The sequence below is a fragment of the Paenibacillus sp. PastF-3 genome, assembly GCF_029893135.1.
Lineage (GTDB): Bacteria > Bacillota > Bacilli > Paenibacillales > Paenibacillaceae > Paenibacillus_AQ > Paenibacillus_AQ nitricinens.
Window position 1 is genome coordinate 35,215 of record NZ_JARXWM010000006.1, and the last position, 20,998, is coordinate 56,212.

At 46.7% G+C, this 20,998-nt stretch carries 12 protein-coding genes, 1 pseudogene and 1 riboswitch; of the genes and pseudogenes, 5 read left to right on the top strand and 8 right to left on the bottom strand.

The annotated features are described in order from the left end of the window. Positions 1–14 precede the first annotated feature (14 nt). The 7 genes from galU to uvrB form a co-directional block, all read right to left on the bottom strand. Positions 15–902 carry a UTP--glucose-1-phosphate uridylyltransferase GalU gene (galU, locus tag M2444_RS13675; protein WP_280787225.1) on the bottom strand — a complete coding sequence of 296 codons (888 nt, stop codon included), beginning with the start codon at positions 900–902 and terminating at the stop codon, positions 15–17. A gap of 263 nt (positions 903–1,165) precedes the next feature. Beyond that, positions 1,166–3,688 carry a U32 family peptidase gene (locus tag M2444_RS13680; RefSeq protein ID WP_280787226.1) on the bottom strand — a complete coding sequence of 841 codons (2,523 nt, stop codon included), beginning with the start codon at positions 3,686–3,688 and terminating at the stop codon, positions 1,166–1,168. Positions 3,689–3,894: 206 nt separating this feature from the next. Next, entirely contained in the window at positions 3,895–5,808 is a 1,914-nt protein-coding gene (locus M2444_RS13685; protein WP_280787227.1) for a stalk domain-containing protein, read from the bottom strand. Positions 5,809–5,835: 27 nt separating this feature from the next. Further along, complete coding sequence (locus tag M2444_RS13690) at positions 5,836–6,945, bottom strand: S1C family serine protease (protein WP_280787228.1); 1,110 nt, start codon at positions 6,943–6,945, stop codon at positions 5,836–5,838. 152 nt (positions 6,946–7,097) lie between these two features. After that, positions 7,098–7,307 carry a DUF2759 family protein gene (locus M2444_RS13695; RefSeq protein ID WP_042192275.1) on the bottom strand — a complete coding sequence of 70 codons (210 nt, stop codon included), beginning with the start codon at positions 7,305–7,307 and terminating at the stop codon, positions 7,098–7,100. Positions 7,308–8,260: 953 nt separating this feature from the next. Continuing rightward, positions 8,261–11,134: an excinuclease ABC subunit UvrA gene (gene uvrA, locus M2444_RS13700; RefSeq protein ID WP_094876522.1), complete on the bottom strand. Its 2,874-nt coding sequence runs from the start codon at positions 11,132–11,134 to the stop codon at positions 8,261–8,263. A 450-nt stretch (positions 11,135–11,584) separates the two neighbouring features. Beyond that, complete coding sequence (uvrB, locus tag M2444_RS13705) at positions 11,585–13,576, bottom strand: excinuclease ABC subunit UvrB (protein WP_076286987.1); 1,992 nt, start codon at positions 13,574–13,576, stop codon at positions 11,585–11,587. A 274-nt stretch (positions 13,577–13,850) separates the two neighbouring features. Between uvrB and M2444_RS13710 the strand changes: the two genes are divergently transcribed. Further along, positions 13,851–14,633, top strand: a complete 783-nt coding sequence (locus M2444_RS13710; protein ID WP_280787229.1) for a flagellar motor protein — start codon at positions 13,851–13,853, stop codon at positions 14,631–14,633. Next, a complete protein-coding gene (locus M2444_RS13715; RefSeq protein ID WP_280787230.1) occupies positions 14,630–15,466 on the top strand; it encodes a flagellar motor protein MotB in 837 nt (278 codons plus the stop codon). Before M2444_RS13710 ends, M2444_RS13715 begins: the two co-directional genes overlap by 4 nt. A 452-nt stretch (positions 15,467–15,918) precedes the next feature. Here the strand turns inward: M2444_RS13715 and gcvH are convergent, their stop codons facing one another. Then, on the bottom strand, positions 15,919–16,311 hold the full coding sequence (gene gcvH, locus M2444_RS13720) for a glycine cleavage system protein GcvH (RefSeq protein ID WP_280787231.1): 393 nt from the start codon (positions 16,309–16,311) through the stop codon (positions 15,919–15,921). 237 nt (positions 16,312–16,548) lie between these two features. Beyond that, a riboswitch (glycine riboswitch) is annotated at positions 16,549–16,647 on the top strand. 186 nt (positions 16,648–16,833) lie between these two features. On the opposite strand from gcvH, the pseudogene gcvT reads away from it, so the two are divergent. The 3 genes and pseudogenes from gcvT (at position 16,834) to gcvPB (ending at position 20,861) form a co-directional block, all read left to right on the top strand. Next, a pseudogene (gene gcvT, locus M2444_RS13725) lies at positions 16,834–17,945 on the top strand (glycine cleavage system aminomethyltransferase GcvT). Positions 17,946–18,051: 106 nt separating this feature from the next. Next, positions 18,052–19,404: an aminomethyl-transferring glycine dehydrogenase subunit GcvPA gene (gcvPA, locus tag M2444_RS13730; RefSeq protein WP_094870861.1), complete on the top strand. Its 1,353-nt coding sequence runs from the start codon at positions 18,052–18,054 to the stop codon at positions 19,402–19,404. After that, the gene (gcvPB, locus tag M2444_RS13735; protein ID WP_280787232.1) at positions 19,401–20,861 is read left to right on the top strand and encodes an aminomethyl-transferring glycine dehydrogenase subunit GcvPB; all 1,461 of its coding nucleotides are present in this window, start codon (positions 19,401–19,403) and stop codon (positions 20,859–20,861) included. The genes gcvPA and gcvPB overlap by 4 nt, the downstream gene beginning before the upstream one ends. Positions 20,862–20,998: the final 137 nt, after the last annotated feature.

Sequence of the window (20,998 nt, forward strand, 5' to 3'; positions counted from 1 at the left end):
GATATGAGTTCTATTTAAAGCCCTGCCTTAGCAACTTCATTATCTACAAGCTCTTTCATATAACGAAGTAAGTCATCTTTAAGCTCTTCATGCTGAAGTGCATAATGAATAGTGGTCTGAATGAAGCCCATCTTCTCACCTACATCATGGCGTTTACCTTCAAAGTCATAAGCAATAATTCGCTCCACTTCACTTAGGCGGGAAATGGCATCCGTCAGTTGAATTTCTCCACCTACGCCTACCTGCTGCTCACCAAGCATATCAAAGATGCGTGGAGTCAGGATATATCGTCCTAGAATTGCTAAATTAGAAGGAGCATCTTCTCTCTTCGGCTTCTCTACAAGGCGATTGGCCTTAAAGACCCGCTCAGCCAACTCAGTTCCATCCACCAATCCATAGCGGGAAACTTCTTCCCAAGGCACAGGTTGGACACCCACAATAGAGGATTTGTATTGTTCATATACTTCCATCATCTGTTTGAGACAGGGTTTCTCCGACTCAACAATATCATCACCTAGCAGAACAGCAAATGGCTCATTTCCAATGAATTTACGTGCACACCAAATCGCGTGACCGAGACCTCTTGGTTCTTTTTGGCGAATGTAATGGATATCAGCCATCTCGGAGGATTTACGAACGGATTCAAGAAGTTCCCACTTCTGTTTCTCAGCTAAGTTAAATTCCAGTTCAAAAGAATTATCAAAGTGGTCTTCAATCGCACGTTTACCTTTACCCGTCACGATAATAATATCCTCGATTCCGGAAGCAACTGCTTCTTCGACAATATATTGGATCGTCGGTTTATCTACTATCGGTAACATTTCTTTAGGCATTGCTTTGGTTGCAGGCAAAAAACGGGTACCAAGACCTGCAGCGGGGATAATGGCTTTACGTATCTTCATCACATTAACTCCTTCTGTCGGTTACTCTTCCATTTTAAATACTCTGTATAGTAAAATGGCATATTTCCTTCAATTATAGCAGTTATAGCGGACTAATGTCAGAGAGTTTGTTATATTTGTATATCAATTCCAATCAAACTCTCACCTATATATTACCTAGTATATGCAAGTAACAAAGAGGACGAGATGGTCTCTATAAAAAAAGGCCAAGCAACTCCAGAGTGTCCTCTAGTAGTCACCTAGCCCTATTTCTTTAACCTTAATTACTTCGCGTTAACCAATTGTCCCCGTGTAACCCCCAGCTGGTTGGTAGCCTTCAAGCTCTTCCATACCTGCGTACCAGAGATCTCTCCACGCAGTGCGCGGCTATAGAGACTAATTACTTCAGCCACTTGCTCTGGTGTCTCTTCCAGGAACTCCACGCGGTACGAGGATACGCCTAGATCACGGAAATTGTTCAAATACTCCGCACCGGACTGTTCAACCGCGTTATAGACGGTATTACGGCAGCCTTCATCCACACGAACTGGATGTGACATTCCAATACGGTCTTGCAGGGAAGCGCGATGCTCTTCACATGGACGACCACAGTTCGTAAAGTCTGTGCCTTCACTCATGAAGGTACAGTATACACAGTGCTCTGTGTGGAACATCGGCAAATGCTGATGGATTACGATCTCCATACGAGAAGTATCGCTGTGTTCAAGCAGGTCGACCATCTGTTGAATGTTCAAGTCATAGGATGGTGTCACCATGTCACAGCCTGCCTCCAGGAACAGATCCACTGCCTTATGATTGGCAATATTCAATGAGAAATCGCCGATCAGGCGTGGATGCACAGCATCCGGTTGCTCTTGGCGGCGGCGCAGGTAATAATACAGCGCGCCTGTGTTGCGTACTAACACGGCATCAGGCTGCAAGCGCAGGATATTGGCGTGGTAGCCGTTCTCGCCCGGCATATGAATGCGCGGTGTGGCCAGCGCGATGCTGGCCCCTGCAGCCCGTACCGCATCTACCGCTGCCGGGAACTGCTTGATAAACTCGAAGTCGGCGTAGATATTTCTCACGCCGGCCTCGAGCGCAGCCTGCACCTGCGGCAGGCTGCGGCACAGCGCGGTGAGCTCCGCTTCACCAGCGCGCTGCGGAGCGACGCCCCTGCGGGTAGCGTCGCCGTAGACCTCGATCGCCCGTTTCACGTACACGGGCGGTTTCGGGCGCTCGCCCGCAAGCAGCTCCACCGCTTGGCGGCGGATGCTGTTCAGCTCGCGCATAGGGACGATCACGTCGCCTTGCAGATGCGACTCTAGCGCATCAAGCTGGAACACGGTCCCGCCCAGGCGGCCGAATTGTTCTTCCAGCAGCGCGGTATCCATCGGACGCTTTTGCGCGGTTTCCAGCGCGAGCTCCGAGTCCACACGGACGGTAACGTTCTTCTGAACGTCCGTCCACCAAGTGGTCAGCTTCTCGCCGACGCAGCCTTGCACTCGCACATGTACCGGGAATACCCGGTACGGCTTCTCAGTCTCATACGTCTGACGTAGCGCCTTGTCTAGCGCAGGGTCATTCGTCTTCCAAATGCGGTCACCAACATTTAGACGGCGCAGGTCTACATCATTACGACCCGCTACGATGTCGATGATCCAGCCTTCTCCTGCTTCACCTTCGAGCTTCACACCTTTACGACGAAGATTGTAAACACGTCCACCTTCTTCTTTTTTCATCGGATCCCCTGCATCAAACACGATTCCGTCTCCCCGCTTAAGCGGTGCGTGAATACGGCAGACTACGCCGTCACGAAGAATTTGTTCAACTGTTCCGAGATATACACCCCGGCTTTTCGGGAAAGTGCCGTCTACGAGCTTTTTATTGTTCGTTCCATCTAGGAAACCATGCGTGAAACCGCGGGAGAAGCTTTGTTGCAGTTCACGAACTTCTTCCATCGATGGTTTGGACATATCGCCATCAAAATACCGATCAATTGCCTTACGGTACTTACTAACTACATTCGCAACATATTCTGGGGTCTTGAGACGCCCTTCGATTTTAAAAGAAGTTACGCCCGCCTCAATCAGCTCAGGCATAAGATCAATAGCTGCCAAATCCTTAGGGGAGAGCAAATAAGTCACATCACCCATTGGTTTAACTTCGCCATCCACCATCAGATCATAAGGCAGACGGCAAGCCTGAGCACATTCTCCCCGGTTCGCGGAACGTCCGCCCCACATTTCGGAAGTCAAACATTGACCTGAATAAGACACACACAAGGCACCGTGCACAAATACTTCCATCGGCAGACGGGCTTGTTCCCCAATCGTCTTAATTTGCTTCAGATTGTTCTCACGACCGAGTACCACACGTTCCAAGCTGAAAGGCTTAGTGAACTCGACCGCCTCCGGGGAGGTAATCGTCATCTGTGTCGATCCATGAATCGGAAAGTCTGGTGAGATTTCACGAATCATTTTGACCAAACCTAAATCCTGGACAATCACTGCGTCCACACCAGCATCTACACAAGCGTCAATCAGTTCTTTAGCATCCGTCAATTCATTTTCAAAAACCAGTATATTAAAGGTCAGGAAACCCTTCACACCATAACTATGCAAAAACGCCATAATTTCCGTCAGCTCGTCCATGCGAAAGTTGTTCGCTCTCGCCCGTGCATTAAACTTCTCTACGCCAAAAAAGATAGCATCCGCTCCGTTCGCTACCGCCGCACGCATGCAGTCCCAGTCACCTGCAGGTGCCAATAGCTCCACGTCTTCTCTGCGTATTTGTTGCTCTTTCATTTATATCCTCCCAAACCGCCATGTGGCGGGTCATTTCTAGTTGATTAACTTGATAATTGTATCAAATATCACATCTTAGCGCCATGTGTTTACCAACATTTATATAAAGAAAAGAACGCCCCACGCCATTTTGGCTACAGGGACGTTCTCGTCTAATTGAATTACACTCTACTATTAGTTAGTAAAGAACTCCAAACATCCCTAAACTACTCATTCCCCGTAAACCGAAACGACTGGAGCGTTTTATCCAACAAAGCTTGCTGTTCTGCAGTAGCATTGGCATCATTCAGCGTAACAGTAATCGTGTAGACCACCTCATTTTTGCCAAAAACAACTTGCTTACTGAGGAGAGGAACACCATTTTTGATTTGATGCACAGTAAGGGTCGTAGCAGGAACACCAGCAAAGGTAGACTCCACTATACTTTCAATGTGAGGACCTTTAGGATCATTATTTTTATTCTGATAAGAATCTTTGAGCATATTTACAGCATAATCGACTGAGCCCTCAGGTTTCGAGTTGATCTGGAAACGTCCTCCGATGAACCGATACTCTACCAGTTGTGTCTCGAATACATCTTGATTGGGTGTCCATAAACGTGGAATGTCGATGGCATAGCCGTATCTTTTGGATACTTTGGTTATCGTTTTATTCTTGATTATCTTATAATCATCACTAGCGATTCGGCCGAAGTTCTCCTTCATGTGATCAAAATCAATATCAATCGAGGATATAATGGCTTTAAACTTGGCCTTATCTTCTTCTTGTCCAGCAGGTGTCACATATTCAAAATAATACCGATACCCGTTCTTGAGCACGAGTGCCTGATATTCTGTCGTCCAACCGTTGCCATAATTCAGCTGTGTCTCACTTATTTGCGCAGGTACGCCGGAGATTTCAGACTTCATGCTGTCCTTAAAAACATAAGCGTCCGATACAAAGTTCTCTTGCGTTTTTGTCTTCAACTCTTCAGCCCAGCTCTCTAGTGTAGAACCAGCAGGCGCCGATGTAATCGCCACACTCAAATGACTTCCTTGTTTGCTTTCATAATAGAAATGCTGGTCATCCTTAGTCCAAGCAGCAGGAACCTGTAGTGAGATGCCATAGTCCTCATTATAAGCTTCACTTAAGCCATTCTTTACGGTAGAGAGATCACGGATTTTGTTATCCTTAGTGTCAAAAGAGGGTCGAAAAGAGCCCAGCAATCCTGCATATTTGGCTAAGTCTTTATAATGAGTGGCTTTTTCATCGGTCAAATAGATCTCGTAAAGTCTACCTTCAGCATAGATCAGCCTGCTTTCCCAGAGTGCTCCACTGGAATCTTTACTGACTAATCGGGCATAAGGTACAGAGGCTTTCGGAAACAACTCCTGATCTAATATCAGTTCACCACTTAACTCGACTTCCCGAACTAGTTGTTCCAATAGCCCATCTGCATCAACAGCAACTGCCTGATCACTTGCATGAATCTCCAAATAATAAAGATTGTCCGTACTGGAGAATGCAGCCACACTCTCATCACCACCGCTATTTCCAGCAATCAATCCAGACGGATAATTTAGTGTCCATCGAAAATAGCTGTTCCCAATTTGCGTCTTCCCCACATCGCTATCAATACCAGTATCCACTGGCACATCGCCTTCATTGTCAGCAGGAGCTAAGGTAATGATCAGCTCACCACCATTACCCTGTGAGAGGGTTACACCCAGTACACTCGCCACAAAACGCAGCGGCACCATCAGCACACCTGAAACCATCCGAGGCGCGGAGGTGAGTTTAACTTTAGTCTCATCCTTCCAGGCACTAATACTACCAATCGTCATTAAGCCTGTATGAGAGCCGTACGTTACTTTCACTACATCATTTCCTTCTAAGGAAACCGTGCTGCCAAATGTCTTTTTAAAAACCCCGAGCGGTACCATAACCGTTCCGTTCTCCATATAAGGCCGCTCGATAGTCACCTTCTTGCCATTCACCGTAGCTGAAGTACTGCCAACTTTAAGACTCAGCTGTAGCTTCTCTGTTTCTGCTGCCCGTGCGGTTTGTATCGGTAATATAAAAAATAGCAATAATAAAGCCAGCATCGCACACAATCCTTGTGTTAAAACTTTAAAGCCCATTTACCGTCCCCCTCTCAAGTTTCCTGATCACTCTTCCGTATGCTCGTCCCCATCTGTTCCAGAACTGTCTTCACTTAACAGGGGATCACCCTGAGTGAGCACGACCTTTCGGACGACAATATCCCCATCACTTTGCATAACCAATCGTACCGTCTTACCCGGAGAATAGCTTTTGAACAATTCATTAATATCAACTAGTGAGACCACACGGTGGCCGTCAATGCTGTACAAGACATCGTCTTCGGCAACACCCGCCTTGCGTGCTTCAGCAGATATCACTTTTGTTACGGTAAGTGGATCAAGCGTTGGCAAGCCCACAATCGAGGACCAACTCGGCTCTAACTCCAGTCCAAGACTCGGGTGTTTTACTTCACCGTACTTAAAAAGCTGGTTCATAATATACTGCACGGTATCCGCCGGTATAGAGAAGCCCATATTCTCCACACCCACCGCTGAGTATTTCAGGCTGTTTATTCCCAGCACTTCGCCCTTCATATTCACTAGCGGGCCTCCGCTATTTCCGGGATTAATCGCTGTATCACTTTGGATCAGGCGATAAGCCGCAGCTACTTCACGGTTAAGGCCACTTATAACCCCTACCGTCGCTGAATTCCTTAGAGAAAAGCTAATCGGTGTTCCGATGGCCACTACCTTCTCACCAACAACGGTTTTACCGGTCGATGGAATAAACTTTGCAGGTTTAAGGGAGGTTGCATTGATTTTGATCAGGGCCAGATCACTAACTTCATCTAGATATGTTTCTTTAATGCTGTAGGTTTTGGAGTCTGACGTCACTACCAAGGCATTCTGCAGATCCTTGATGACATGTGCATTGGTTACGATCCATCCGTTCGACTTCACAATAATGCCAGAGCCATGCGTCAGATTGTACCGATCATCCGGTCCGCTATTCCCGCCACTATCGTCTTTGCCGATAATGCCCACTACGGAGGGGGTGATACTTCTAATAATCCCTGGGACAGGGTCTTCAGCTGCTGTAGAATTTTTGATTTTGTTTTTCTGGGTTGTCGTCGACGTGCTAACCTTCTTAGTCGTACTACCAAACGCATAAACCGACTCACTCCATACTCCTGACAGCAACACACCACATAACAGCAGGCCCAATCCTTTCTTCACCAGCTTCTCCCCAATCCTCATCAACCTTCACCAGACCCTCTCTCTGCACATGGATAAATTTTACATTATATAATTTGAAAAAAGACACCTTCAATGCGCCCACGGCGTTAAAGGAGTCTTTTGGTGCAAAGCTGTTCAATTTAATTCTTTCGTTAACTTAACCAATGCATCACCATGGCATAGTCAGAGATTATAAAAACCAACAAACTAACCGCTCCGAAAGCAATGGCGAACTTGTTCTTCTGGGGAGCTCTCAGTAACCGAACGACTCCAACCAAAATTAGGATCGTGAATAAAATCATAAAAACATCAAAGGTATGAAATTTAGACGGTCCTTGCGCGGCAACTTCTGCAAGTAGCATTACCTTACCTCCTCAAAAATGTTGTCAAGCAAGATCCAGTATTCCCCATATCCTCTTCTATGTTATCGCTACCATTTGGGCGATGCAATAGGTTTTGTAGAAAAATTATGTATTTGTCGCAAAAAATATATTTTATCCCTGCAAAATCCGCAAAAATGATGATATTGGTCACTGACGTTTAGCTTTCGATCAAAAAAGTAGGTGAATCTAACCAGAGATAGTATGCGTCGTGAAGGTTCAAAGAGGAAACCAGTTAGTGCTTTGAAGGTACTTTTTAAAGTACTGAGGAATCAATTTGGAGTTCAGTTTAAAATTCAGAGATAGAACTTCACACTTGCGTTCAAATCTTACGTTTTTCAAGAATTAGGGAAACCCTCCCTAAAATCGTACGATTATCAGATCAATTTGAGGTTTTTAGGGAATTTCTCCTTAAAAATCATTAGAAATCCTGCTAAATGATTTAAACTTCCTGATAATTAGGGAGTTTTTACCGGGTTTCATCTTTTATGATCTAGAAACTCAGATTTTTAGGGAGGTTTTCCCTAATCTAATAAAACATTCGTTTGATAGAGTTAAGTCTATAACAATTAGTTATTAATTTTTCAAGGAACCATTGCGCCTATTGCTCTCCTATTACTCGCCTATTGCATCCTATTACCCATTAAGCATACCAATAGCAACAGCATACTACTCATTAAATCTTACGACGGACATGCCCTACTTATGCCTATCTCATCTATGATTTTGTTTTCTTTTTATAGGAGTCATATAACGTTTACTAGAACACTCACATCAGAACGGATAATGGCTCTAATTTACAGGTGACTACTAGCATTTTACCTATCAATTGTTTTCACAAAATAATGATTTCGGACGGACAACAAACAAAAAGGTCACGGCAAATTGCCGTGACCTTTATCATTTAGTAGTTATACTATCCAGCTATTTATAGCTTAGATGGTTTCTGCCGTCTCAAGCATAAGGGCTTTGGTACGCTCTGTATCACGAATCAGAACCGGCTTCAGATACTTACCTGTGTAAGACTCCGTAACGGTAATGAGCTTCTCTGGTGTTCCTGTTGCCAGCACAGTTCCGCCGCCACTGCCGCCCTCTGGTCCCATATCGATGAGATAGTCCGCGGTTTTAATAACGTCCAAATTATGCTCAATGACGAGAACTGATTCTCCGGAATCCACCAAGCGATGCAACACTTCAAGTAAACGACCAATGTCATCCACATGCAGACCTGTTGTCGGCTCATCCAAAATATAAAGGGTCTTTCCGGTACTACGGCGGTATAGCTCGGAAGCCAATTTCACGCGCTGCGCTTCACCACCGGATAATGTGGTACCTGGCTGACCAATCTTGATGTAACCAAGACCAACATCCATCAGTGTTTGCATTTTACGATGGATACGAGGGATATTCACGAAGAATTCTGTAGCATCCTCTACCGTCATCTCCAGTACATCAGAGATGTTTTTCCCTTTATACTTCACTTCCAGAGTTTCCCGGTTATAACGCTTGCCCTTACATACTTCGCAAGGAACATAGACATCCGGCAAGAAGTGCATCTCAATCTTGATAATTCCGTCCCCGCGGCAAGCTTCACAGCGTCCGCCTTTTACGTTAAAGCTAAAGCGTCCCTTTTGGAACCCGCGTACCTTTGCCTCATTCGTCTTCGAGAACAGATCACGAATGTCGTCAAATACACCCGTATAGGTTGCTGGGTTAGAACGTGGTGTACGCCCGATTGGTGATTGGTCGATTTCAATTACTTTATCGAGATTTTCCAAGCCGCGAATTTCTTTGTGCTGACCCGGACGTACCTTCACAGCCTTATTCAGTTGCCGTGCCAAGCTCTTATAAAGAATCTCGTTAATAAGCGACGATTTACCGGAACCAGAAACACCTGTCACCGCTGTAAACACACCTAATGGAATCTTCACATTCACATTTTTCAGGTTATTCTCCTTAGCCCCACGGATTTCTATCCATCGATCATCAGTAGCACGACGCTTAGCGGTTACCGGAATAAATTTACGACCACTTAAATAATCACCCGTTAAGGAATTCGGATCCTTCATAATTTCTTCCGGTGTTCCTTGCGCCATAACTTGTCCACCGTGGATACCCGCACCTGGTCCGATATCAATAATATAATCCGCTGCCATCATCGTGTCTTCATCATGCTCAACAACAATCAGCGTATTCCCTAAGTCACGCATATGCGCAAGGGTCGAGATGAGGCGATCATTATCCCGCTGATGCAGGCCAATACTTGGCTCATCCAGAATGTACAACACACCCATCAAGCTCGAACCAATCTGAGTGGCCAACCGGATACGCTGTGCTTCCCCACCAGACAGTGAGCCTGCTGCACGGCTAAGCGTCAAATAGTCCAAGCCTACATTTACAAGGAATCCAAGCCGATTACAAATCTCTTTTAAAATGAGATTGGCGATGGCTGTTTCTTTTTCGCTCAATTTTATCTCTTCAAACCAATGCTGACAGTCACCAATCGAGAGATCGGTAATGTCCGAAATATTTTGTTCGTTGATCGTCACCGCCAAAATTTCTTTCTTCAGACGTTTGCCTTTACATACATGACAAGGCTTTGCACTCATGAATCCTTCGATAAATTCACGAATACCATCCGAAGCAGTTTCACGATAACGCCGCTCAAGGTTAGGAATAATCCCTTCAAAAGCAACCATCGCATCTTTCTTTTGTCCAAAATCATTCTCATATTTGAAGCGAACCTTCTCACTGCCTGTACCATTTAGTAGTTTGTTCATATGATCAGGTGTTAAACTGCTCACTGGAACGTTCTGTGGAATATTAAAGTGTTCACACACGGATTTCAAAAATTGCGGATAGTAATTGGAGGTACTTCCTGTCCAAGCTAAAAAAGCGCCCTCTTCAATGGATTTCTCAGCATCAGGAATAAGCAGGTCTGGATCGACCACCATCTTCATGCCAAGTCCATCGCACTCTGTGCAGGCTCCGAATGGACTGTTGAAAGAGAACATCCGTGGTGCCAACTCTTCAATACTAAAACCACAAATCGGACAAGCGAAGTTAGAGCTGAACAGCAGCTCTTCCTGACCGATGATATCCACAAGGATTTTACCGCCCGAAAGTTTAAGTGCCGTCTCCAGTGAATCCGTCAGCCGGGTCTCCACATCGTCTTTAACGACGATCCGGTCTACAACAACTTCTATAGTGTGTTTTTTATTCTTCTCAAGTTCAATATCCTCAGACAGATCTCTTAGCTCACCGTCCACACGCACACGTACGAACCCTTGCTTAGAAATGTCTGTGAAGAGTCCTTTGTGTTCCCCTTTACGTCCTGAAATAATAGGCGCTAGGATTTGCAAACGAGTCTTCTCTGGATACTGCATAATCCGGTCTACCATTTGTTCAACGGTCTGGGAAGTAATCTCAATTCCATGCTCTGGACAATGAGGGTGACCGATCCGTGCGAAAAGCAGCCGTAAATAGTCATAGATCTCAGTTACCGTACCTACTGTGGAACGAGGGTTGCGACTTGTTGTCTTCTGATCAATAGAGATTGCCGGGGATAATCCGTCTATCGAATCCACATCCGGCTTCTCCATTTGCCCCAAGAACTGACGAGCATAAGCGGACAAAGATTCAACATAACGCCGCTGTCCTTCAGCATAAATCGTATCAAATGCAAGCGACGATTTACCTGAGCCGCTCAGTCCCGTCAGCACGACGAAACGGTCACGTGGAATCGTCACATCGATGTTTTTGAGATTGTGCGCCCTCGCGCCTTTAATTACAATATTTTCGTTCGCCAACGGAACCTCTCCTTAATGAATCAAATATCAAATATCAAAGCTTTATCAAAAGCGTTTTCGATCCCTCCCAAACCCTCCCTTCCAAGGGAGGGCCCCAAGGGTTGCACCCTCTGGACACCCGCATTTATTGGCGAAGGAGGTTGGTAGGACGGGACTTAGTGACAGTGCTGCTTGGAGCGCTTATCCCTACGGGACCGCTTGGACGTTAGGCGCACACTTGCTAAGTGCGGGAAGTGCAAGATTACCGCAACTGCTATAACGTTGCAGGGCGCTGTCCCTGCGGGATACGCGTAAGTGCTAAGAGCATTGCGGAGCACTCTCCCTACGTAATACACGTAAGTGCTAAGCTGTCCCTGCGGGATGCGTGTCCATCTATTTATTCAAAAAGAACGGCCTGGACAGCACCGTTCATTTACATATTTTAAATATCGGTGATGCATTTAAGGTTTATTACTCGGCCCGAAGCTCCAACAATGCGTCACGCAGCTCTGCCGCGCGCTCAAATTGCAAGTTCTTCGCTGCGTCCTTCATCTCGGCTTCCAGACGCTGGATCAGGCTTTGTTTCTCTTTCTTATTCATCTTGCCACCAACACCCGTGAGGTAATCCGCTTTAGTCTCAGCAACCTTCGTTGCCTCGATGATGTCACGCACCTTTTTATTAATGGTGGTTGGGGTAATGCCGTGTTTCTCATTATGGGCGATCTGGATGGCGCGGCGACGCGATGTTTCGCTCATCGCTTTCTCCATCGAATCCGTGATCCGATCACCGTACATAATGACACGCCCCTCGGAGTTACGGGCCGCACGGCCAATCGTCTGAATTAGCGAACGCTCGGAACGAAGGAAGCCCTCTTTATCGGCATCGAGTATAGCGACCAGCGATACTTCCGGTAGATCGAGACCTTCTCTTAGCAGGTTAATCCCTACTAAAACATGGAAAGTACCCAGACGAAGATCCCGCAAGATCGCCATCCGTTCCAGTGTTTTGATATCAGAGTGCATATACCGAACCTTAATCCCAATTTCCTTAAAGTAATCTGTCAGATCTTCCGACATCTTCTTCGTCAACGTTGTGACGAGGACGCGTTCGTCTCGTTCTACCCGATCACGAATCTCACTAATCAAGTCATCGATTTGTCCCTCTGTAGGACGAACCTCAATGATCGGATCTAAAAGACCTGTAGGCCGAATAATCTGCTGCACCATGGTGTCACAGTGCTCCATTTCATAAGGTCCCGGTGTCGCAGAAACATATACGATCTGCTTCACCTTTTCTTCGAATTCCTCAAACTGAAGTGGACGGTTATCGAGCGCAGACGGCAAACGGAAACCATGCTCTACCAGTACTGTCTTACGCGCCCGGTCACCGTTATACATCGCCCGAATCTGCGGAAGTGTAACATGGGACTCATCAATAATGATCAGCATATCATCCGGAAAATAATCCATTAATGTATATGGGGTTGCCCCTGGTTCACGGAAGGTGAGTGGTCCGGAATAGTTCTCAATCCCTGAGCAGAAGCCCACTTCCTTCATCATTTCAATATCATAACGTGTCCGCTGTTCCAGACGTTGAGCTTCAAGAAGCTTTCCTGCGTCACGAAGAACCGTTAAGCGGTCTTCCAACTCTTTTTCAATGTTGACCAGTGCTACACGCATTGTTTCTTCTTTGGTAACAAAGTGAGACGCCGGAAAAATAGCGACATGATCGCGTTCCCCGATCAGTTCACCCGTCAGCACATCAATCTCAGTGATTCGCTCAATTTCATCACCGAACAATTCGACCCGAATGGCATGCTCACCCTGAGATGCCGGGAAAATCTCAACCACATCACCACGTACACGGAAGGTTCCGCGTACAAAATTGATATCATTACGCTGGTACTGGATATCCACTAGCCTGCTCAAAATCTCATTTCGAGGCTTCTCCATCCCAACCCGCAATGACAAAAGCAAGCTTCCATATTCCATCGGCGAACCGAGGCCGTAAATACAAGACACACTCGCCACAATAATAACGTCACGCCGTTCGAACAAGGAGCTCGTTGCGGAGTGGCGCAATTTATCAATCTCTTCATTAATACTGGAGTCTTTCTCGATATAAGTATCGGAGGAGGGAATATACGCCTCTGGTTGGTAATAGTCGTAGTAGCTGACGAAATAGTCTACCGAATTATGCGGAAAAAACTCCTTAAACTCACTCGCCAGTTGGGCAGCCAAAGTCTTGTTGTGCGCAATAACTAATGTCGGGCGGTTTAATTTGGAAATAACTTGTGCAACGGTAAACGTCTTCCCCGTACCCGTCGCGCCCAGCAGCGTCTGGTGCTTCTTGCCCTGCCGGATGCCTTGTAGTAATTCCTCTATGGCATGAGGCTGATCGCCCTGGGGTGTATACTCGGACTCCAATTCAAAAGTCTTCGTACTGACGACAATATCACTCATTTGCCCGTCTCCCCTCTATCGTCTAAACTAGATTAATATATTATAATTGTTGTCTGAATGTTCTCTCTCCATACGATAGCAAGCTAAACGCCTTTGGCGTCTCTAAAAGACGTTAAGCGTTTGTGCGAGAATTATAAGGTTTAAGTATAACGTGAAACTTATACTTTCTTATAATTAAAAATATGGAAGATAAGAATATGTGTTCCCGTTCATTATACAGTGTTGACTAGATCGATGCAAACCATAATACATAGAAATGTTAGGAGCTTGAAGCATGGATATTACCTCAATAATTGGCCTATTGGCTGGACTGGCTGCGTTAATCGGCGGCTATCTCTGGGAAGGCGGAAGCCTCTCAGGACTGCTGCAGCTTAATGCGGCTTTGATTGTGTTCGGGGGTACATTTGCCGCCGTTATGATCAGCTTCCCGGCATCTAAGCTGCGCTCCATTCCAACAGCACTACGCATGGCTTTCGGCAGCAACCCTGATCGTGATATGGAAAAAGCTGAAGAACTCATTGCAATGGCAACCGTGGCCCGTCGCGGCGGCGTTTTAATGTTAGAAAAACAAGCTGAAGAGCATCCGGATTCTTTTACACGTGAAGGTCTGCTTCTTATTGTCGACGGCACTGATCCTGAGCAGGTAAGACAGATTTTGGAACTGGAAATGGACGCTAAAGAATTGAAGCATGAGAACTATGCTAAGATTTTTGAAGCTGCTGGTGGATATGCACCAACGATGGGAATTATCGGGACGGTGATGGGTCTCATCCGTGTACTTGGCAACCTTACAGATCCGTCAAATCTGGGCACATCTATCGCAGTAGCGTTCACTGCAACGTTGTACGGTGTAGCCATCGCTAATCTAATATTTTTACCCATTGCCTCCAAAATCAAATCCCGCAGTCAAAGTGAGCTACATAGCATGGAAATGCTGCTAGTAGGTATTCTTTCTCTACAGAATGGGGATCATCCACTGCTGGTACGTAAAAAACTGAACTCATTCATCTCAGACTCGGACACGAATGACCGTGCGGAAACTAGAGGCCTTTTATGAGACAAAGAGACCGGCGCAAGCGGCGTGTAGAGACTCGGGAAAGCCGCGACCGTTGGATGATTACTTATGCTGATCTAATTACACTTTTACTTATTTTTTTCGTTATATTGTATGCGATGAGCAGCCTGGATACTGACAAATATAACATCGTGACAGGCTCGTTATCCGAGACCTTCAAGTCTGGAACCACTGTCCTTGAGGGTGGGAACGGTATTTTAGATGCTGGGAAATCAACTGAGAACAAACCGGAAAGTACAGACGGAAATGAGAATGCAGCTGCAACTGCAAGACCGAATAACGGATCTGGTGAACAAGCGGAGAATGAAACACCTTCGGCACGTGAACTCGCTTTTCGAGAACAAGAGACTAAACTTGCTGAATTAATGGGTGTGATCACCCACTATGTGGAGGAAAATAATCTCGGAGAACAAATTTTTGTTGCTGACAAACCGCAGGGGATAGAAATCACACTCAGTGATCGTTTTCTATTCGATATAGGTAAGGCAGACCTGAAATCACCAGCCTTCCCTGCTCTTCAGCAGTTATCTGGTTTATTCAAAGACATCGGCGCAAAGATTAGCATTGAAGGACATACCGATAATACGCCCGTATCCTCGGCTTCTCAATTTAACGACAACTGGGAGCTGTCTGGTGCTCGTGCGCTATCTGTACTTCGCTTTTTTCTAGACCATGAAGGACTGAAGCCGGATACTTTTCAATACGCAGGTTATGCTGACACCCAGCCCACCGCAGATAATACCACGATAGCAGGTAAGCAGAAGAACCGCCGTGTAGAGATCATTGTGCTGCGGCAGCTTCAAGAGGGTGAATAAAATATTGATTGTACTCAGAGCTAGATATAGTAGTTAGTGCGGGTGCGAATCTGCTATCAACATACTAAAATGGACTTGCCACTATTAATTACGGAAATACTCCCTGATTATCCGCGTGATCTCTTGTTCAGGCGCAAGATTAGGGAATTCCTCCCTGATTAATCCCCTATTTAGTCAAAAATAGCGGTTTCACCGGAATTTTCAGGGAGAAATTCCCTAAAAGCCTTAGTTTCACGCTATATTCGTCTAAAATGAGGGAGGTTTTCCCTATTTACACAACTAGCAGATTCGCTTTTAAATAAAATCAAATAATTCCGAGCCGTCCCAGGGTATGACGCAAAAATTCCCACCCACCTCTAAATAAAAATACCAAACAGCAAGTCCCCAAAAACAGAAACTTGCTGCTACAAATATCACTCGCGATAAAATTAATATCCTGTGAATAATCCCAATTACTCTCCTACCAATGCACGATATCCGGCTGCATCCAGCAGACCTTTTACAGCATCAGCATACTCTCCGTCCACTTCAATTTCAAAAATCCAACCCTCGCCATACGGCTTATCGTTGATCTGCTCCGGACTAGCCTCTAAACCGTCATTAATCTTGGTAACCGTCCCCGAGACGGGTGAATATAATTCCGATACAGTCTTAACGGATTCGATACTGCCTACGCTGTCACCGGCTGAAATGGCCGAGCCCACTTCTGGAAATTCGACAAATACGATATCGCCTAACAAATGCTGAGCATGATCCGTAATCCCAATACGTACTACGCGTCCTTCCACTTGCTGTGCCCACTCATGCTCTTCGCTGTAAAGAAGGTGATCTAAAACTTCACTCATTTCAAGCCGCCTCATTTCCAAATTGGAATTCTAAATTTAGTTATAGCCTAAGTGATCCCAGAGCAGAATGTCAATATTACTAACAGTAAAATAAATTTGTCGTTTTTTTGACTTTTTCTTGTTGACAGCGCCCTCCTATACCCGTTTAATGGAGACATACAAGAAGAGACGACGTTGTCGTCTTTTTTATAGACGATAACCGTTTCTCGGAGAAATATAAAACAAATACAGTTGCGGATGATGGCATAGGGAGAGACTGTCTCACTTGAAGACGGCGCCGAAGGAGTAAGCCCTAACAGGGGTGAATCTCTCAGGCAAAAGGACCTTTGTCGGACGTACCTCTGGAGAGCATCAGACGCGGGGCTGAGTGCGTCAGGTCACCAACGGGGAAACTTGCAGGTTCGTTACGGCAGGGTAACTCTCAGGTACAAAGGACAGAGCAGAAAGCGATTAGTGCATTTATGCATGATTGCTTCTGCCTGTCCTTTTTTTCGTATGTAATCAGACTAGGGGAGTGACGATATGGATGCTTTGAAAAGAACACCTTTTTACGATCTCTATTCCGCTTACACGGAGTCCAGGTGCATTGATTTTGGCGGCTGGGAGCTGCCAGTACAGTTTACAGGTATCGTGAAGGAGCATGAAGCTGTTCGCCAGCAGGCTGGACTGTTCGATGTATCGCATATGGGTGAATTCATGGTGATCGGGAGCGGTGCTGAAGCCTTTTTACAAAAAATGACGACCAACGATGTCAGCCGCCTGACCGATGGTGCGGCACAATATACGCTGCTCTGTTATCCAAACGGCGGTGTGGTCGACGATTTGCTCGTGTACCGAATAAGTGAAGACCGTTATATGCTTGTCGTAAATGCCTCCAACATCGATAAGGACTTCCAGTGGCTGCAAGAGCATCTGACCTCTGAATTCGGTGAAGTCACACTCACTAATGTCTCTGACGAGACGCTTTTGCTTGCCTTGCAAGGCCCGTTGGCAGAGACCATACTCGCGAAAGTTACTGATGCTCCGATCTCAGAACTCAAGCCTTTCCACTTCATCGAACGCGCAACCGTCTGCGGTGTAGAAGTACTGATCTCCCGTACGGGTTACACCGGCGAAGATGGCTTCGAGATCTACGCTCCGCTGGATGGGGCAGCAACGTTATGGAACGGCCTACTCGCAGCTGGCACTCCTCACGGATTAACACCTGCTGGACTGGGCGCCCGTGATACGCTGCGTTTTGAAGCAAAATTGCCGCTGTACGGTCAGGAGCTGTCAGCTGACATCACCCCTCTTGAAGCTGGAGTACAGTTCTTTGTGAAGCTGGACAAAGCGGACTTTATCGGTCGCGATGCGCTAGTGCAGCAAAAAGAAGCCGGTCTACCCCGACGTCTGGTCGGCTTAGAAATGATTGACCGGGGCATTCCGCGCTCCCATTACCCAGTCTATGCGAACGGCGTAAAATCGGAGAGGTCACAACCGGAACCCAATCACCAACGCTGAAACGCAATCTGGGATTAGCTTTGCTTGATACAGCTTACAGTGAAATAGGCACAGAGGTATTCGTAGAGATACGCGGCAAGCAGCTTAAGGCTGTCGTGATTAAAGCCCCTTTTTACAAGTATAAACGCCTTTAGCGTCCATATTGGGACGGTTAGCTTTTAAGCGAGAAATAGAAGGATAAAGTATAGCGTGAAAATTGTACTTTCTTATATTTTAAAAAAGCCAAGGAGTGAAACCTTAATGAAGCACCGTTATCTGCCCATGACAGCACAGGACCGCGTAGAGATGATGGAAACCGTCGGGATTCAGTCCATAGATGAGCTGTTCTCCGATATTCCTGAAGCCGTCCGTTATCAAGGCACTATGCCGATGTCTGAACCACTCGATGAGTACGCCCTGCTACGTCACATGAAAGGTCTCGCTGACCGAAATGCTGATTTCGATTCGCACGCCAGCTTCCTCGGCGCCGGATTATACGACCATCACATCCCTGTGGTGATCAACCATGTCATTTCCCGTTCTGAATTCTACACTGCTTACACCCCTTATCAACCGGAGATCAGCCAAGGCGAACTGCAGGCGATCTTCGAATTCCAATCCTACATTTGCGAACTAACCGGTATGAAAGTAGCCAATGCCAGCATGTATGATGGCGCAACCGCATTATCCGAAGCAGCAGTCCTCGCAGCTGGTGCTACCAAACGCAAAAAATTAATTGTTTCCCGCACCGTTCATCCTGAAGCACGCCAAGTGTTACGCACATCGGCTAATGCTTGGGGGCTTGAGGTCGTGGAGATTGACTATAAAAACGGCGTTACCGATCAGGTAAAGCTTGCTGAAGCCATTGATGGTGATACAGCTGCAGTACTGATGCAATCGCCTAACTTTTTTGGCAGCATCGAAGATCTTAGCTCTGTTGAGCCGCTGATCCATGCTGTTAAAGGGTTGTTCGTCGTCAGTGCAAATCCGATCGCTCTTGGCGTACTAGAAACACCAGGCAAGCTCGGAGCCGACATCGTAGTCGGTGACGCTCAGCCACTTGGTATTCCAGCTTCCCTCGGCGGTCCAACCTGTGGATTCTTCGCGGTAGCTGAGCACTTGATGCGTAAGATGCCGGGCCGTATCGTAGGCCAAACGGTTGACCGTAACGGGAAACGCGGCTTCGTTCTGACGCTGCAAGCACGGGAGCAACATATCCGCCGAGAAAAAGCTACCTCGAACATCTGCTCCAATCAGGCGCTGCTGGCTCTCTGCGCATCGGTTTACTTGTCCGTTATGGGCAAAGAAGGCATGCGTGAAGTAGGCGAGCTAAACATTCGTAAAAGCCATTATGCCGCTGATAAACTTAGCCAACTAACAGGTGCTGAATATGCCTTCTCCTCCCCCTTCTTTAACGAGTTTGTCTTGAAGCTTCCTGAGGGAAGCAGCGTTAGCGCAATTAATTCGAAGCTGCTGAAGGAAGGTTATCTCGGCGGTTATGATCTGGGCCGTGATTATCCTGAGCTTGCTGGACATATGCTGGTTGCCGTAACGGAAAAAAGAAGCAAAAACGAAATCGACCAATTCGCTAGCGCACTGGAGGGCTGTTTATGAAACCGGAGCAAAGTCTAATTTTTGAATTAAGCCGTCCCGGCCGTTCGGCCTATTCTTTGCCACTGTGCGATGTGCCGCAGGAAGAAAGCTTAGAATCTCTGATTCCATCAGGTTTACTCCGTTGCGAACCCGTCGTGCTTCCAGAAGTATCGGAAGTGGATGTCATTCGCCACTACACTTCCTTGTCACGCCGCAACTTTGGGGTAGATAACGGCTTCTATCCACTCGGTTCATGTACGATGAAATACAATCCGAAGATTAACGAAGATGTTGCCCGCATCGTAGGCCTAGCTAAGATCCACCCTTACCAGCCAGAAGAAAGCATTCAAGGCGCACTGGAATTAATGTATACCCTGCAAAATGACTTGTCTGCACTAACCGGCATGGATGCTGTATCTTTACAACCTGCCGCAGGTGCTCATGGGGAATGGACCGGTCTCATGATGATCCGCGCCTACCATGAAAGCCGCGGCGAGACCCGCACGAAGGTTATCGTGCCGGATTCCTCACACGGCACCAATCCTGCTAGTGCTTCAGCCGCAGGACTTGAAACGATCACGATCCCATCCACAGATAAAGGGATGGTTGATCTTGAAGCGCTGCGGACAGCAGTCGGCAGCGATACTGCCGCGCTGATGCTGACTAACCCAAGCACACTCGGCTTGTTCGAGACCCAAATCGTCGAGATTGCTGAGATCGTGCATGAAGCAGGCGGCTTGCTCTATTACGATGGAGCGAACTCCAATGCTATTATGGGCATTACCCGCCCCGGTGATATGGGCTTTGACGTTGTGCATTTGAACTTGCATAAGACAATGAGTACCCCGCACGGCGGCGGTGGCCCTGGAGCCGGACCTGTTGGCGTAAAATCCATCCTGATTCCGTTCCTACCACAACCAACTGTGGTGAAAAACGAAGATAACAGCTTCTCACTCGACTTCGGCGGACCTGAATCCATTGGACGCGTGAAAGCTTTTTACGGCAACTTTGGTATTCTGGTTCGTGCCTACGCCTATATCCGTACCTATGGCCCAGATGGACTGCGTGAGGTATCCGAAAATGCCGTGCTGAATGCGAACTATATGATGCACCGTCTGGCGCCGTATTTTGAAATTCCGTATCCGGGCGTATGTAAGCATGAATTCGTAATGTCCGGCAAAAACCTCAAGCAGTATGGTGTGCGCACCTTAGACGTTGCTAAACGATTACTCGACTTCGGCTACCATCCGCCAACCGTGTACTTCCCTCTGACTGTTGAGGAATGCATGATGATCGAGCCTACGGAAACCGAAAGTAAAGAAACGCTCGATGGCTTCATCGATACAATGATCCAGATCGTGAAAGAAGCGCAGGAGACACCGGAGATCGTAATCAACGCACCGCATACCACAGAAATTAGCCGATTAGATGAGACACAGGCTGCGCGTAAGCCGGTATTGAATTGTTCTTGCGGTTAATAGATAGTGAGCAATATTAAAAAAGCAGGCCACGATAATCGGTTTATCGTCGGCCTGCTTTTTAGTATGCGAATAAAAATCAACACTATGATCTACTCGGCCTGCACCTTCGCAAAAATCTGGAGTTATGATATTCT